The following is a 14206-nucleotide window of genomic DNA, read 5'->3' on the forward strand; positions in this document are numbered from 1 at the left end:
GATCACCTCCGGCCGTGCGGGAGAGCTGCCTTGAGGGTGCTGGTGCGCGCATGGCGGTCTGTCATCCCTGGTCTTGGTGATTGTCCCGGTGTTGTGGGCTCGCCGCGGGGCGCGTGGCATCGCGCCTGTGGGCTCGCTCACTGAGCTCGATGGCTTCACGGAGTACCTGGCGGTCGTCGAAGGCACGGATCACGCCGGCGATGTCCTGGCCCAGTTCATGGCCCTTGCCGGCCACGATGACGGTGTCACCCGGCTCGGCGCGGGCGACGGCGGCGGCGATGGCGTTGGCCCGGTCCTCCTCGACCAGCACATCACCGCGCTCGTGAGCGGGCACCTCGGCGGCGCCCGCGAGCATGGCGGCGAGGATCGCGAGCGGGTCCTCGGAGCGCGGGTTGTCGGAGGTGAGGACGGCCGTGTCGGAGTACCGGGCCACCGCGGCGCCCATGGGGCCGCGCTTGAGCCGGTCGCGGTCCCCGCCGCAGCCGAGGACGGCGTGCAGCTTGCCGTCGGTCACCTTACGGAGGGCACGCAGCACCGACTCCACGGCGTCGGTCTTATGGGCGTAGTCGACGACCGCGAGGTAGGGCTGGCCCACGTCGACCCGCTCCAGCCGGCCCGGTACGCCGGGGACGGCGGCGATGCCGTCGGCGGCCGTCTGCGGGTCGATCCCGGCGACGGCGAGGGCGACGACGGCGGCGAGCGCGTTGGCCACGTTGAAGGGGCCCGGGAGGGGGGCTGCGGCCCGTACGGACTCACCGCCCGGGCCGACGGCGGTGAAGGTCGAGCCGAGCGGGCCGACCTCGACGTCCTCGGCCCGCCAGTGGGCGTCGGGGTGGCCCTCGGCGGAGAAGGTGGTGACGGGCACCTCGGACTGCTCGATCAGCCGCCGGCCGTACTCGTCGTCGTAGTTGATCACTCCGGCGCGGCTGCGGGCCTTGGTGAAGAGCTGGGCCTTGGCCTGGAAGTAGTCCTCCATGCCGGAGTGGAACTCCATGTGCTCCGGGCTGAGGTTGTTGAAGACCGCGACGTCGAAGACGCAGCCGTCGACGCGGCCGAGGACCAGGGCGTGGCTGGAGACCTCCATGACGACCGAGCGGACGTCGCGCTCGCGCATCACCGCGAACAGGGCCTGGAGATCGGTGGCCTCGGGGGTGGTGCGCTCGGACTTGATGCGCTCGTCGCCGATCCGCGTCTCCACGGTGCCGATGAGACCCGTAAGGCCGCCGTCGTGCTTCGCGGCGGCCTTCAGGCCGCCCTCGATGAGATACGCGGTCGTGGTCTTGCCGGAGGTGCCGGTGATGCCGATCTGGAGCAGGTCCGCACCCGGCTCGCCGTAGATCGTGGCGGCCAGCGCGCCCATCCGGCCGCGCGGATTGTCCACCGCCAGGACCGGCAGCCCGGTGGCGGCGGCGCGCTCGGCACCGGCCGGGTCGGTCAGCACCGCGACCGCGCCGAGGTCGGCGGCCTGGGCGGCGAAGTCCGCGCCGTGGAGGCGGGCGCCGGCCAGCGCGGCGTACACATCGCCGGGGCGTACGGCGCGCGAGTCATGGGTGATCCCGGTGACCGCGGCCCCCTCCGAGGCTTCGGGGGCATCGACGCCGAGCTGATCCGCCAGCTCCGCCAGCGGGATCGGGCGGACCTGGAGAGGGCGGGGCGCTCCCGGGTATTCCACAGAAACGTCCTTCTGAGGGGTTTGGGACTGATCAGCGTGGGGCACGGCGGTGAGCGTACCCGGGACACCCGCTCCCCCGCGAAATGAGGCGGCGAAGCGGGGCCGTACCGGACCGTGGTTCCCGGAGTCCGGCGTGATCGTCGTCACTGCTGGGTCCGCTCACTGGCCCGGGTTGTAGCTCACGGGGAGCCGTTTGGGCTGCTTCCCGGACGGCGGGACTTGGAGGGCCTTGAGCCCGAACTCCATGACCTTCTTGTAGACCGGCCCGCAGACCTGACCGCCGAAGTAGCTGCCCTTCGTCGGGTTCTGAACGGCACAGTAGACGGTCAGCCGCGGTTTGTCGGCCGGGGCGAAGCCGGCGAAGGACGCGGTGTAGCCGCGGTAGCGGCCGGTCTTGGGGTCCACCCGGTTGGAGGTGCCGGTCTTGCCCGCGACACGATAGCCGGGGATCTTCGCCTTGGCGCCGGTGCCCTGCTGGTCGTCGACGACCGATTCGAGCATCTCGGCGAGCGTCTTCGCGGTCTCCTTACTGACGACACGGGTCTTCCGGGGGGCGGGCGCGGCCGTGTAGTCGCCGCCGGGGCCCCTGGTGCCGCGGACGAGGGTGGGCGCGACGCGCTCGCCGCCGTTGGCGATGGTGGAGTACACGGAGGCCGCCTGGACGGCGTTGAGCGACAGCCCCTGGCCGAAGGGGATGGTGTACTGCTGCGAGGCGCTCCAGTCCTGCGGCCGGGCCAGGATGCCCGAGGTCTCGCCGGGGAGGCCGAGCCCGGTGGGCCGGCCGATCCCGAACTTCCGCAGATAGGAGTAGAGGATCTCGTTCTTCTGCTTCTTGGTCTTCCCGAGCTGCTCGGTGGCGAGGATCGTGCCGATGTTGCTGGACTTGGCCAGCACACCGTTGAGCGTGAGGTACCAGGTGGGGTGGTCGATGTCGTCGGCGAAGGCCCGGTCGGCGCGCGGCAGCCGGTTGGGGACCACCACATGGGTGTCCCAGCGGGCCACGCCCTCCTGGAGGACGGCGGCCATGGACATCAGCTTGCTGACGCTGCCGGGCTCGTAGGCGTCGGAGACCGCGGCGTTGCCCAGGTCGTCGGCGTCCGTGGTGGTGATGTCGCCGGGGTCGAAGCCGGGGGCGTTGGCCATCGCCAGGAGCTGTCCGGTGCGGGTGTCCTGGACGATGACATAGCCGCGGTCGGCCCCGGACTTGCGGACCTGGTCGGTGATGGCGCTCTGGGCGGCCCACTGGATGTCCCGGTCGATGGTCAGCTCGTAGTCGCTGCCGGGGACCGCGGGCTGCTCCTTGAGGTCCCCGGTGGGCACCTGGTGGCCACCGGACTGGGCGTAGACGCGCTTGCCGTCCTTGCCCGCGAGCTTCTTGTTGAGCTGCTGCTCGAGCCCGGCGGCGCCGCGGCCGTCGGCGCCCACGAATCCCAGTAGCCCGGCGGCGAGATCCCCGTTCGGATAGACCCGCTTGCTGTGCGCCTCGCGGTTGACCCCGGCCAGGACATTGGTGCCCTTGCCCTTGGCGGCCGAGTCGTCCAGGGCGCTCTTCAGGTCCTTGATCTGGTTCCAGACCTGCGGGGACTGCTGCCGGGCGAGCACGACGTACTGCGACTTGGGGTTGTCGCTCAGCTTCTTCTCCAGGTCCGCCTCGTTCTTGCCGAGGATCGGCGCGAGGAGGGCCGCGGCCTGGCGCGGCGCGTCACGGGTATTGGCCGTCTTGGGGGTGAGCAGGTCGGGGGCGGCCGTGATGTCGTACGCGTCCACCGTGGTCGCCAGGTCGACGCCGTCGCGGTCGGTGATGGAGCCGCGCTCGGCGGACAGCTTCACCGGGATGTAGCGGTTGACGTTGGCCTTGGCCGCGTAGGCGCTGGCGTCGACGGCCTGCACCTGAAGCAGCCGTACGACGAAGACCAGCATGACGAGGGTGAGGCCGAGGCTGATGAGCCGCAGCCGGGGGCGCGGGCTGCCCAGCCGCAGCGGCTGGGCACCACCGGGGCGCGGGCGCGGGCGCTGGGCCGGGCGGCCGGACGGCCTTCCCTGGCGCTCACCGGGGCGTCCCTGACGCTCACCGGGGCGCCGTGCCCCGTCCTGGCGCGGGCGGCGGCCGCCGCGCGGACCGGCCGGGCCCGGCACGCCGCGGCGGCGGGGATCCTGGGGCGCGCTCACGCGACGGCCGCCCTCGGCTCGGCGGCCGCCCACCGCGCGCGGGCGGTGCTCCGCGCGGGCGGGCCGGGCTGGGCGCGGGCTGGGGATCGCGTCACCGTGTCACCTACTGAGGGGCCGGGGTGGACTGCGCGGAGGCGGAGGAGGTTGCGGAGAGGGCGGTGGGCAGCCCCCACGGGGGCACGGACGCCGTGCCCGTGCCCGCACCGGACGGGGTGGCGGTCGGCGGCGCGAGGACGGACGGGGTGGGCGACGCCCCGGACCGGGCGGGCGACGCCTGGGACGGCGCGGAGCCGAGCGGGGACGGCAGCACCGGGCCGGGGGCACCGAGCACCGAGGGCTGCCCCGAGGCGGGGGCGGGCACCCCGCTGACCGAGCCGTCCGGGTTGAGGAAGGCGGGGCTGCCGCCGGGCACCATCCCCAGCTCCCGGGCGCGCCGCTCCAGTTCGGCGGGCGCGGAGAGCTGGTCGACGTCCTGCTGGAGCGCCTGGCGCTCGTCGGTGAGCTCCCCGGTCTGCTTCTCGAGCCTGCTGAGCTCGAACGACCCCTGGTTGAGGGAGGAGTTCAGCAGCAGCAGCGCGATCAGGCCGGAGCCGAGCAGGACCACGACGAGCAGCACGAAGGGCGTGCGCCTGGCCGTGGCGCCCCCCGGCACCGGCCGGCCTTTCGGCCCCGTCCCCCTCGTGCTCATGGACCGACCTCTTCCCGGATGCGCTCCGCCCCCCGGAACCGGGCCGGGGCGGCCCGCCGGTTCTCGGTGATCTCCTCCTCGGTGGGCAGTTCCGCGCCGCGGGTGAGCAGCTTCAGCCGGGGCTGGTACTGCTCGGGGACGACCGGCAGCCCGGGGGGCGCCGTATTGCGGGCACCGGCCGCGAACACCTGCTTGACCAGGCGGTCCTCCAGTGAGTGATAGGACAGCACGGCGATCCGCCCGCCGACCGCGAGCGTCCCCACGGCCGCCGGAATGGCCCGCTCCAGGACCGCGAGCTCGCCGTTGACCTCGATCCGCAGCGCCTGGAAGGTGCGCTTGGCCGGATTGCCGCCGGTGCGCTTGGCGGCCTGCGGCAGCGCCGCGCGGATCAGCTCGACGAGCCGGGCGCTGTTGGTGAACGGCTCCTTGGCGCGCTCGCGCACCACCGCGTCCACGATCTTCTTGGCGAACTTCTCCTCGCCGTACGCCCGCAGGATGCGCACCAGCTCGCCCGGCGGATAGGTGTTGAGCACCTCCGCCGCGCTGACTCCGGTGGTCTGGTCCATCCGCATGTCCAGCGGGGCGTCCTGGGCGTAGGCGAAACCGCGCTCGGCCTCGTCGAGCTGCATGGAGGACACGCCGAGGTCGAAGAGGATCCCCTGGACGCGCGGGACGCCGAGCCGGTCGAGGACCTCGGGCAGCTCGTCGTAGACCGCGTGGACCAGCGTGGCCCGATCGCCGTACGGGGCGAGCCGCTCACCGGCGAGTCGCAGCGCGGACGGGTCCCGGTCCAGGGCGATGAGCCGGGCCTCGGGGAAGTCGCGCAACAGCGCCTCGCTGTGGCCGCCGAGGCCCAGAGTGCAGTCGACCACGACCGCGCCGGGCCGGGCGAGAGCGGGGGCCAGCATGTCCAGGCAGCGCTGGAGCATGACGGGAACATGGAGAGCGTTGCTGCTCATTGCGCTGCTGGTGCGCCCTTCTGAGGATCGGGCGAGGATGGTACGCACCTCCGGGTCCCCGCCCGCTCTGAAGGGGAAGTGGCCTACTGGCGCCGGGGAAGTGACGTCAGGAGACCGGAGCGGGAGGAGGCCGAGGGGTGCGTACGCACCGCGCTCACGCGAAATTCCGGGATCCGAGGGGAGCGTCACGCCTCCCACTTCGCGCCACTTTAGTCCACTCGTCCCTTCGGTCAACCAACCGGCCAGCGCGTCCCGCCCGCGGGGGGCATCACCTCCCTCAGACACCACACCGAGGGGCACAGGGGGCTGTGGGTTGCCTCACATCACCCGCTCGGCCCACCCCGTTGCCCTCGTTTGCCCTACCTAAAGAGAAGACAAAGTTTCCTGGTGAGAGGTAGCGTCGTCATCATGTCGATATCAGCGCCGCAGCCGAATCCGTCCACCGACCGCGACGCCCGTACGGGAGACACGGTCACCGACCGCCTCGTGGAGGCCAACCGCACCTACGCCGAGAAGTTCACCGACCCCGGAATGGACGCGCGGCCCGTGCAGCGCGTCGCCGTCGTCGCATGCATGGACGCCCGTCTGGACCTGCACGAGGCGCTCGGCCTGGAGCTGGGCGACTGCCACACCATCCGTAACGCCGGCGGTGTGGTCACCGACGACATCATCCGGTCCCTGACCATCAGCCAGCGCGCGCTCGGGACCCGCAGCGTGGTGCTCATCCACCACACCGGCTGCGGTCTGCTGAACCTCACCGAGGACTTCCGGCATGAGCTGGAGGAGGAGGTGGGCCAGCGTCCGTCGTGGGCGGTCGAGGCGTTCAAGGACCTCGACGCCGATGTCCGCCAGTCGATGCAGCGGGTGCGCACCTCGCCGTTCCTGGTGCACACCGACGACGTCCGCGGTTTCGTCTTCGATGTGACGACCGGTCTGCTGCGGGAGGTCACGCCGCGCGCCTGAGGGTTGCTGAGGTTGCTGAGGTCGCTGAAGGGATTCAGCACCCGAACTCGTACAAGCGTGACAAATAACCCCGGGTTATCCACAGCCGAGTGACGCGAGGCCGCGGAGACCGCAAGAATGCATAGGTGACATCGTCCCCCGCAACCACGCGGGGGACCGATGCCAGCGTTTGCGGTGGGCCGGTCCGTTCCGAGGGCAACGGCCCTGAGAACGGGCCGAGGAGGGCCGGGTGACGACCTATGACGAGCGAGCGAGCCTCAGCGATCTGACCACCACAGCGGAGCGGATCCGCCGGTCGGTGGAGGGTGTGATCGAGGGCAAGCCCGAGGTCGTACGGCTTTCGCTGACCGTGCTGCTCGCCGAGGGGCATCTGCTGATCGAGGACGTCCCGGGCGTGGGCAAGACCATGCTGGCCAAGGCGCTCGCGCGGTCCATCGACTGCTCCGTGCGGCGGATCCAGTTCACCCCGGACCTGTTGCCGTCCGACATCACCGGCGTGAGCATCTTCGACCAGCAGCGCAAGGAGTTCGAGTTCAAGCCGGGCGCCATCTTCGCCCAGATCGTGATCGGCGACGAGATCAACCGCGCCTCGCCCAAGACCCAGTCCGCGCTGCTGGAGTCGATGGAGGAGCGCCAGGTCACCATCGACGGGGAGAGCTACGAGCTGCCCAACCCCTTCATGGTGGTGGCCACGCAGAACCCGGTCGAGATGGAGGGCACCTATCCGCTGCCCGAGGCGCAGCGCGACCGCTTCATGGCCCGTGTCTCCATCGGATACCCCAGCCCGCAGGCCGAGCTGCAAATGCTGGACATCCACGGTGGCGTCTCGCCGCTGGACGACCTGCAACCCGTCGCGCACGCCCATGAGATCGTCAAGCTGGTCGAGGCGGTGCGCTCGGTGCATGTCGCCGAGGCCGTCCGGCGTTACGCGGTGGACCTGGTGGCCGCCACCCGCAACCACCCCGATCTGCGGCTGGGCGCCTCACCCCGGGCCACGCTGCATCTGCTGCGGGCCGCCAAGGCGTCGGCCGCGCTGGCCGGGCGGGAGTTCGCGCTGCCGGACGATGTGCAGTCCCTCGCCGTGGCGGTGCTGGCGCACCGGCTGCTGCCCACCGCGCAGGCCCAGCTCAACCGGCGCACCGCGGAGCAGGTCGTCGCGGACATCCTTCAGCGCACCCCGGTGCCCACCTCCGGCTCGCGCGGCGCGGGTGGCGGGATGCCGCCCATGCCGCCCATGCCCCCGGCCGACTTCGGCCGGCAGCAGCCGGGCGCGCGGAGGCTGTGATGGCCGCAGGGGGGACGGACATGGGCCCCGAGGGCCCCGGCGCCGGCGAGGACTCGGGCGGGCTGCGGGCCGCCCTCGCCGGTCTGACCACCCGCGGCCGTTCCTTCCTGGCCGCCGGGGTGGCCGCCGCGGTATGCAGCTATGTCCTGGGCCAGGCGGATCTGCTGCGGGTCGGGCTGCTGCTGGCCGCGCTGCCGCTGGTCTGTGTGGCCGTGGTCTACCGCACCCGGTACCGGGTGGCGGGCAGCAGACGGCTCGCGCCCGCGCGGGTGCCCGCGGGCTCCGAGGCCCGGGTGCATCTGCGGATGGACAATGTCTCGCGGCTGCCCACCGGGCTGCTGATGCTCCAGGACCGGGTGCCCTATGTGCTGGGGCCCCGCCCCCGGTTCGTGCTGGACCGGGTGGAGCCGGGCGGCCGGCGCGAGGTGTCCTACCGGGTCCGCTCGGATCTGCGCGGCCGCTATCCGCTGGGCCCGCTGCAACTGCGGCTGAGCGATCCGTTCGGGATGTGCGAGCTCACCCGCGCCTTCAGCGCCTATGACACGCTCACGGTGGTGCCCCGGGTCGAGCCGCTGCCCCCGGTGCGCCTGACCGGCGAGGCCGCGGGGTACGGGGACGGGCGGCACCGCTCGCTGGCCCTGGCCGGTGAGGACGACGTCATCCCGCGCGGCTATCGCATAGGCGACGATCTGCGCCGGGTGCACTGGCGGTCCACCGCGCGCTACGGGGAGCTCATGGTCCGCCGGGAGGAGCAGCCGCAGCGGGCCCACTGCACGGTGCTGCTGGACACCCGGCGTACGGCGCACTACGGCTCAGGGCCCGACTCGGCCTTCGAATGGGCGGTCTCCGGGGCGGCCTCGACGGCGGTCCATCTGCTGGAGCGGGGCTATGCGGTCCGGCTGCTGACCGACTCCGGAAGCTCGGTGCCGGGCCCGGACGGCGGAGGCGGCTTCACCGGCTCCACCCATGACTCGGCGGAGACCGCCGGGCTGATGCTGGACACCCTCGCCGTGGTGGACCACTCCGACGGCGGAGGGCTCTCGCCCGCCTTCGAGGTGCTGCGCGGCGGCGGCGAGGGGCTGCTGGTGGCCTTCCTGGGCGATCTGGACGAGGAGCAGGCGGCTACGGCCGCCCGGATGCGGCACCGCACCACGGCCGCGGTGGCGTTCGTGCTGGACGGCGCGGCCTGGTCGCGCGGGGCCGAGTTCGGGGGCACACGGGAGCTGGAGGAGCGGCTGCGGCGGCTGCGCGAGGCGGGGTGGACGGCGCTGCCGGTCGGCCCGGGGGCCTCGCTGGCAGAGCTGTGGCGGCAGGCCGACGCCCAGGGCGCCTCAGGGGCGGACGCCGGAGGTCCCACGGTCGGCGGCATGACAGGGAGCTGGGCATGAGTGGGAGCGTTCGGCTCGCGATATGTGCGGCGCTGGCCACGGTGGCGGCGGCCTGTGCGCTGCTGCCGCTGGTGGACCCGGCGAGCTGGCTGTTGCAGGCCACCCTGTTGCTGGCGGTCCAGAGCGGGACGGGCGTGGCGGCCCGCCGGGTGCCGCTGGCCCGCCCGCTGACGGTGGCCGCGCAGGCTGTGGTGACGCTGCTGCTGCTCACCGTGGTCTTCGCGCATGAGCAGGCGCTGGGCGGGGTGCTGCCGGGCCCGCAGGCCCTCCAGGAGTTCGCGCTGCTGCTGCGCGACGGCACCGACGACGTGGGGCAGTACGCGATCCCCGCGCCGCTCACCGATGGCATCCGGCTGATGCTGGTGGCCGGCGTGCTGGTGATCGGCCTGGTGGTCGACGCGCTCGCGGTGACGTACCGCAGCGCGGCCCCCGCCGGGCTGCCGCTGCTCGCGCTGTACTCGGTCGCGGCCGGGCTGTCCGACGACGGGAGCGACTGGCTGTGGTTCCTGCTGGCGGCGGCCGGCTATCTGGTGCTGCTCCTGGCCGAGGGCCGGGACCGGCTGTCCCAGTGGGGCCGGGTGTTCAGCGGCGGCGCGCCGCATCCGGGGGGAATGCCGCCCTCGGGTCTGGCCGGGGCCGGAGGCGCCCCGGCGCTCGCCCCGGTCCGCACCGGCCGCAGGATCGGCGTGCTGGCGCTCGGCATCGCGCTGGTGGTGCCCGCGGCGCTGCCGTCCCTGGACGGCGGGCTGCTGGACCGGCAGGGCAGCGGCGGCGGGTCGGGCAGTGGCGGCGGCACGATCTCGGCGGTCAATCCGCTGGTGTCGCTCCAGGACAGCCTGAACCAGCCGGAGAACAAGGAGGTGCTGCGCTATCGCACCTCCTCACAGACCACGCAGGACCTGTACTTGCGGATCGTGGCGCTGGATCGGTTCGACGGCACCTCGTGGAAGTCGTCCGAGCGGCATGTCACCGATGTGCCCGGGCAGCTTCCGTCGCCCGCCGGGCTCGGACCCTCGGTCCGGGTCTCCTCCATCGACACCTCGATCTCGGCCGCCGACTGGTACGCGCAGAACTGGCTGCCCCTCCCCTACCCCGTGTCCAGGGTCGAGATCGACGGACGCTGGCGCTATGAGCCGGAGGGCCGCACACTCGTCGGCGACCGCGGCCAGACCACCCGGGGCGCGCGCTACCGGGTCACCAGCCTGCTGGTGGAGCCCACGGCCGAGCAGCTCGCGGCCGCGCCCGCACCGCCCTCGCGGCTGCGGAAGGAGTACACCGAGGTGCCGGACTCGCTGCCGTCCGTGGTGGCCAGTACGGCACGGGAGGTGACCGCCGGCGCGGCGAACGCGTACGAGAAGGCGGTCAAGCTCCAGGACTGGTTCGCGGTGAACGGAGGATTCCGTTACGACACCGAGGTGCAGTCCGGCAGCGGCTCGGCCGCCATCGTCCGGTTCCTGAAGCAGAAGGAGGGCTTCTGCGTCCACTTCTCCTTCTCGATGGCGGCGATGGCCCGGACGCTGGGCATTCCGGCGCGGGTCGCGGTCGGGTTCACCCCCGGCACCGCCCAGGCGGACGGCTCGGTGTCGGTGGGCCTGAAGGACGCGCACGCCTGGCCCGAGCTGTACTTCGAGGGCGTGGGCTGGACGCGTTTCGAGCCCACCCCGAGCCGCGGCACCCAGCCCGACTACACGATGGAGCAGACGCCCTCGGGCACCCCGTCCGACGAGCCGACGAGCGAGCCCAGCACGACCTCCGAGCCGACGGCCGCCCCGACCGCCTCCGACAGTTGCCCCCCGGAGATGAAGAAGCTGGGCACCTGTGGAGGCGCCGCGGCCCAGCAGCCGGACAACGGCGCCTCGGGCGGGGGCTGGTCGGCGACCAAGGTCACGAGCTGGAGTTCGCTGGCGGTGCTGCTGGTCGTGGTGCCCCTGCTGCCCATGCTGTGGCGGCGGCGGATACGGGCCCGCAGACTCGACGGCTCGGGCGGGCGCACCGAGCAGGACGCGGCCGACCGGATTCTCGCCGCATGGCGTGAACTCACCGATTCGGCCTGGGACTTCGGCGTGCTGCCGGACGACTCGCTGACCTCGCGCAGAGCGGTGGCCCGCATGGTGCGGATCGCCGGCCTCGACGACGACTCGGCCCGGGCGGCGCAGCGGGTGGCCGAGGCGGTCGAGCAGGTGCTGTACGCACCGCAGCCGCGCCCGTTCGCGGGCGTCGCCGACGACGTCCGGCAGGTGCTGGCCGGCTTCCGGGCCAAGGCGGGGCGGCGGGAGCGGCTGCGGGCGCTGCTGGCCCCACGGTCGGCGGCTCAGTTGGTGTGGGCGTGGGGACAGCGCTGGTCCGCGCTGGTCCAGCGGTGGGGAGCCCCCCGCTGGACCCGCTGGGCCTCCCAGCTCCGGCCCCCGCGCGGCCAGGGGAGCTGACCTCGGGGCGGCCCTGAGCCCTGGCGACTGAGCCTCCGCGGCTGAACCCTGCCTGAGCCCCCGCGACTGAGCCCCTGCGGCGTGCGGGGGCTCAGGCGGCGCGGGGGCTCAGGCCGCTTCGAGGGCACGCCACGGGGGCTCAGGACCACCCGGGCTCGCTCCAGGGCCCTCCACGGGGCCAGGGCCGGGGCCCGGGATCCCGGACGCGGTTGCGGGGCTGGGACGCCGTTGCGGGGCTGTGGGGCGCGGCTGAAGGGCTGGGGCGCGGAAGGGCTACCGCATGGTTGAGGGGCGGTCGCCAGTCGGCGACCGCCCCTCAACCACTCATCCAAGAATTATTCTCAGTGACCCTGCTCATCGCGGCGGCGCTGCCACCGCTCCTCGATACGCGCCATCATCGAACGGCGCTGGCGGCCCTGACGGCGGGGAGCCGCCCCGCCACCGCCCTGCGCCTCGCCGGGTTTGGGAGCCTTGCGCCAGCCGGTCACCGCGAGCACCGCACAGCCCAGCATGATCAGGAAGCCCACCACGCTGATCCAGATCTGGGGAACGATCACTCCGACCATGAGGAGTGCGATGCCCACCAGAAAACCCGCGACCGCCTGGTAGACCCGTCGCCGGGTGTACGTGCGCAGGCCGCTTCCCTCAAGCGCTGTCGCGAACTTGGGATCTTCGGCGTACAACGCTCGCTCCATTTGCTCGAGCATGCGCTGCTCGTGCTCCGAGAGCGGCACGGAGTCCTCCTACTCGTCGGTCGCGGGGGGCGACCGGGTGCGACCCTTTCAGGATAGGCAGGGAATCGCCCCCGTGAAACCCGCCCCTCAACGCCAATTCGCCCACCCCCACGGGCGTGGCGAAAGTTGACGCTGAGACGTCCATTCCCCTCCCGCCGATTGGCCATGCCGGACGGTGTACCCCGATCATACGGGGCCGGACGGCCGAGCGGGTCTCCTGTGGCCGACTCCACCTGCGCCGCCCGTCGTCGGGTGGGGCGGGAGGAGCCCGCTCAGTCCCGCTCGGCGAGAACGTGGAGCTGAGTGGCGACGGAGCGGAAGGCGGGCAGCCCGGCGGCGGCCTCCTCGAGCTGCAACAGGGCGTCCAGCGCCCCGGGCTCGGTGTCCACGAGCACGCCGGGGACCAGATCGGCGAAGACCCGCACCCCGTGCACCGCGGCGATCTCCAGACCGGCCGCCGCCACCAGCTCGGAGAGCTGGTCGGCGGTGAACCGGCGCGGCATCGGGTCTCCGGAGCCCCAGCGGCCCTCGGGGTCGGTAAGCGCTTGCCGGGCCTCGGTGAAATGACCGGCCAGGGCGCGGGCCAGCACGGCGCCGCCCAGGCCCGCCGCGAGCACGCTGAGGGTGCCGGCGGGACGCAGGGCCGCCGCCGCGTTCCGCAGGCCCTCGGCGGGGTCGTCCACGTACTCCAGCACGCCATGGCAGAGCACCACGTCGTAGCCGCCCCGCTCGACCACGTCGAACAGTCCGTGGACATCGCCCTGGACTCCGCGCACCCGGTCGGCCACCCCGGCCTCGGCGGCCCGCCGCTCCAGCGCGAACAGGGCGTTCGGACTCGGGTCGACCACGGTGACGCGATGGCCGAGACCGGCCACCGGGACGGCGAAATTGCCGCTGCCGCCGCCGGTGTCCAGGACGTCGAGCGCGCCGTGCACGGCCCCGCCCTCGGCGGCCTCCCGGCCCGTGGCCTTGGCCCGCCGTTCCAGGGCGTCTTTCAGGACCTCCCAGACCACGGCGGTACGGAGGGACGCACGGGGGCGCTGCGGGTCTGACACGGCGGGTGGCTCCTCGGCGCGGGTGCCGCCACCGCCCGGAGGCGGTGACGACGGCTTACTGACGTCGGCGCTCCCAGCCTATTGCCTCCGTGGGGCGGGGTGCGCCGAGGCGGGCGGGGCCACCGGCCCCCCGGTGGCTACCGGGGGAACAGCGGCCGGGCCACCGCTCAGGCTCCCGGCGGACCCGGCTCGTCACCCGGCGGGGCCTGGTGGGGCAGGGTCGGCTGAAGCATCAGCATGCGCTCCACCAGCCGCAGGAACATCGCGGTGGCGCGCAGCAGATCGTCCGCGTCCCGCGGGCTCGCGGCGCCCTGTATCCCCGCCTCGGCGCGGGCCCGGCGGTCGGCGCCGGAGGCGAACAGGGCGCTCCACTCGGCCAGTTCGGGAGCGACCTCCGGCAGGACCTCCCAGGCGCTGCGGATCCGGGCGCGGCGGCGCGCGGTGGGCTCGGGGCGGCCGCGCACGGCGAGCACGGCCGCGGCCGTGCGCAGGGCGGCCAGATGTGCGGTCGCAAAGCGCTCGTTGGCGGTTTCGAGGGCGGCGGCCTCTTCCAGGCCCTGATGGGCCTGGGTGAGCAGACCGGCCGCGGCGGGCGGGGCGGACGCGCGGCGCAGCACGGGGTGGACATCGGTCGCGGGGCCGGTCAACGAGGGGGCAGGGGCGGCGGCACGGTGCCGGCGCGCTGCGGCGGTACTGGCCATGACGAACCTCCTGTCGTCGCGTGGCGGCCGGTCGTGTGGTAGAGCGACCGCCGTATGGGGCCATCGTGGGGCACACCACTGACAATCGGCTCCGACCAGCGCGAACGACCCCGAGGCCATGCCTCGCCCCGCCATACTCCATACTGTTTTTGCACTGACCAGTCAG

The 14206-nt window shown here is 73.2% G+C and carries 11 protein-coding genes; 4 read left to right on the forward strand and 7 right to left on the reverse strand.

Translation table 11 applies throughout. The features are described from left to right. Positions 1-61: 61 nt before the first annotated feature. The 4 genes from ACK1X7_RS14380 to rsmH all read right to left on the reverse strand — a co-directional run bounded on the left by ACK1X7_RS14380 (position 62) and on the right by rsmH (position 5488). Complete coding sequence (locus ACK1X7_RS14380; protein ID WP_390792940.1) at positions 62-1819, reverse strand: UDP-N-acetylmuramoyl-L-alanyl-D-glutamate--2,6-diaminopimelate ligase; 1758 nt, start codon at positions 1817-1819, stop codon at positions 62-64. 12 nt (positions 1820-1831) lie between these two features. Then, positions 1832-3841 (reverse strand): peptidoglycan D,D-transpeptidase FtsI family protein, encoded by a 2010-nt coding sequence (locus ACK1X7_RS14385; RefSeq protein WP_413115142.1) that lies wholly within the window; start codon positions 3839-3841, stop codon positions 1832-1834. Positions 3842-3944: 103 nt separating this feature from the next. Next, positions 3945-4529 (reverse strand): septum formation initiator family protein, encoded by a 585-nt coding sequence (locus ACK1X7_RS14390; protein WP_385148931.1) that lies wholly within the window; start codon positions 4527-4529, stop codon positions 3945-3947. Further along, positions 4526-5488 carry a 16S rRNA (cytosine(1402)-N(4))-methyltransferase RsmH gene (gene rsmH / locus ACK1X7_RS14395; protein ID WP_390792938.1) on the reverse strand — a complete coding sequence of 321 codons (963 nt, stop codon included), beginning with the start codon at positions 5486-5488 and terminating at the stop codon, positions 4526-4528. The genes ACK1X7_RS14390 and rsmH overlap by 4 nt, the downstream gene beginning before the upstream one ends. A gap of 408 nt (positions 5489-5896) precedes the next feature. On the opposite strand from rsmH, the gene ACK1X7_RS14400 reads away from it, so the two are divergent. The 4 genes from ACK1X7_RS14400 (at position 5897) to ACK1X7_RS14415 (ending at position 11550) form a co-directional block, all read left to right on the forward strand. Next, positions 5897-6451 carry a beta-class carbonic anhydrase gene (locus ACK1X7_RS14400; RefSeq protein ID WP_385148937.1) on the forward strand — a complete coding sequence of 185 codons (555 nt, stop codon included), beginning with the start codon at positions 5897-5899 and terminating at the stop codon, positions 6449-6451. A 229-nt stretch (positions 6452-6680) separates the two neighbouring features. Further along, positions 6681-7736 (forward strand): AAA family ATPase, encoded by a 1056-nt coding sequence (locus ACK1X7_RS14405; RefSeq protein ID WP_216347298.1) that lies wholly within the window; start codon positions 6681-6683, stop codon positions 7734-7736. Then, a complete protein-coding gene (locus ACK1X7_RS14410) occupies positions 7736-9124 on the forward strand; it encodes a DUF58 domain-containing protein (protein ID WP_385148940.1) in 1389 nt (462 codons plus the stop codon). The genes ACK1X7_RS14405 and ACK1X7_RS14410 overlap by 1 nt, the downstream gene beginning before the upstream one ends. After that, positions 9121-11550, forward strand: coding sequence for a transglutaminaseTgpA domain-containing protein (locus ACK1X7_RS14415; RefSeq protein WP_385148942.1), 2430 nt, complete (start codon positions 9121-9123; stop codon positions 11548-11550). Before ACK1X7_RS14410 ends, ACK1X7_RS14415 begins: the two co-directional genes overlap by 4 nt. A 341-nt stretch (positions 11551-11891) precedes the next feature. On the opposite strand, the gene ACK1X7_RS14420 is transcribed toward ACK1X7_RS14415, so the two are convergent. From ACK1X7_RS14420 to ACK1X7_RS14430, 3 genes are all read right to left on the reverse strand, one after another. Next, on the reverse strand, positions 11892-12284 hold the full coding sequence (locus ACK1X7_RS14420) for a DUF3040 domain-containing protein (protein WP_078640935.1): 393 nt from the start codon (positions 12282-12284) through the stop codon (positions 11892-11894). Positions 12285-12556: 272 nt separating this feature from the next. Next, a complete protein-coding gene (locus ACK1X7_RS14425; protein ID WP_385157315.1) occupies positions 12557-13339 on the reverse strand; it encodes a methyltransferase in 783 nt (260 codons plus the stop codon). 167 nt (positions 13340-13506) lie between these two features. Beyond that, complete coding sequence (locus ACK1X7_RS14430; RefSeq protein ID WP_385111134.1) at positions 13507-14040, reverse strand: SAV_6107 family HEPN domain-containing protein; 534 nt, start codon at positions 14038-14040, stop codon at positions 13507-13509. Between the last annotated feature and the right edge of the window lie 166 nt (positions 14041-14206).

The sequence above is a fragment of the Streptomyces sp. CY-1 genome (assembly GCF_047218265.1).
In the GTDB taxonomy this organism is placed as follows: Bacteria; Actinomycetota; Actinomycetes; order Streptomycetales; family Streptomycetaceae; genus Streptomyces; species Streptomyces niphimycinicus.

Excerpts from the sequence above, each read along its gene's own strand:
- rsmH (WP_390792938.1), bottom strand. The coding sequence starts at position 5,488 with ATGAGCAGCAACGCTCTCCATGTTCCCGTCATGCTCCAGCGCTGCCTG.
- ACK1X7_RS14390 (WP_385148931.1), bottom strand. The coding sequence starts at position 4,529 with ATGAGCACGAGGGGGACGGGGCCGAAAGGCCGGCCGGTGCCGGGGGGC.
- ACK1X7_RS14415 (WP_385148942.1), top strand. The coding sequence starts at position 9,121 with ATGAGTGGGAGCGTTCGGCTCGCGATATGTGCGGCGCTGGCCACGGTG.
- ACK1X7_RS14430 (WP_385111134.1), bottom strand. The coding sequence starts at position 14,040 with ATGGCCAGTACCGCCGCAGCGCGCCGGCACCGTGCCGCCGCCCCTGCC.
- ACK1X7_RS14400 (WP_385148937.1), top strand. The coding sequence starts at position 5,897 with ATGTCGATATCAGCGCCGCAGCCGAATCCGTCCACCGACCGCGACGCC.
- ACK1X7_RS14410 (WP_385148940.1), top strand. The coding sequence starts at position 7,736 with ATGGCCGCAGGGGGGACGGACATGGGCCCCGAGGGCCCCGGCGCCGGC.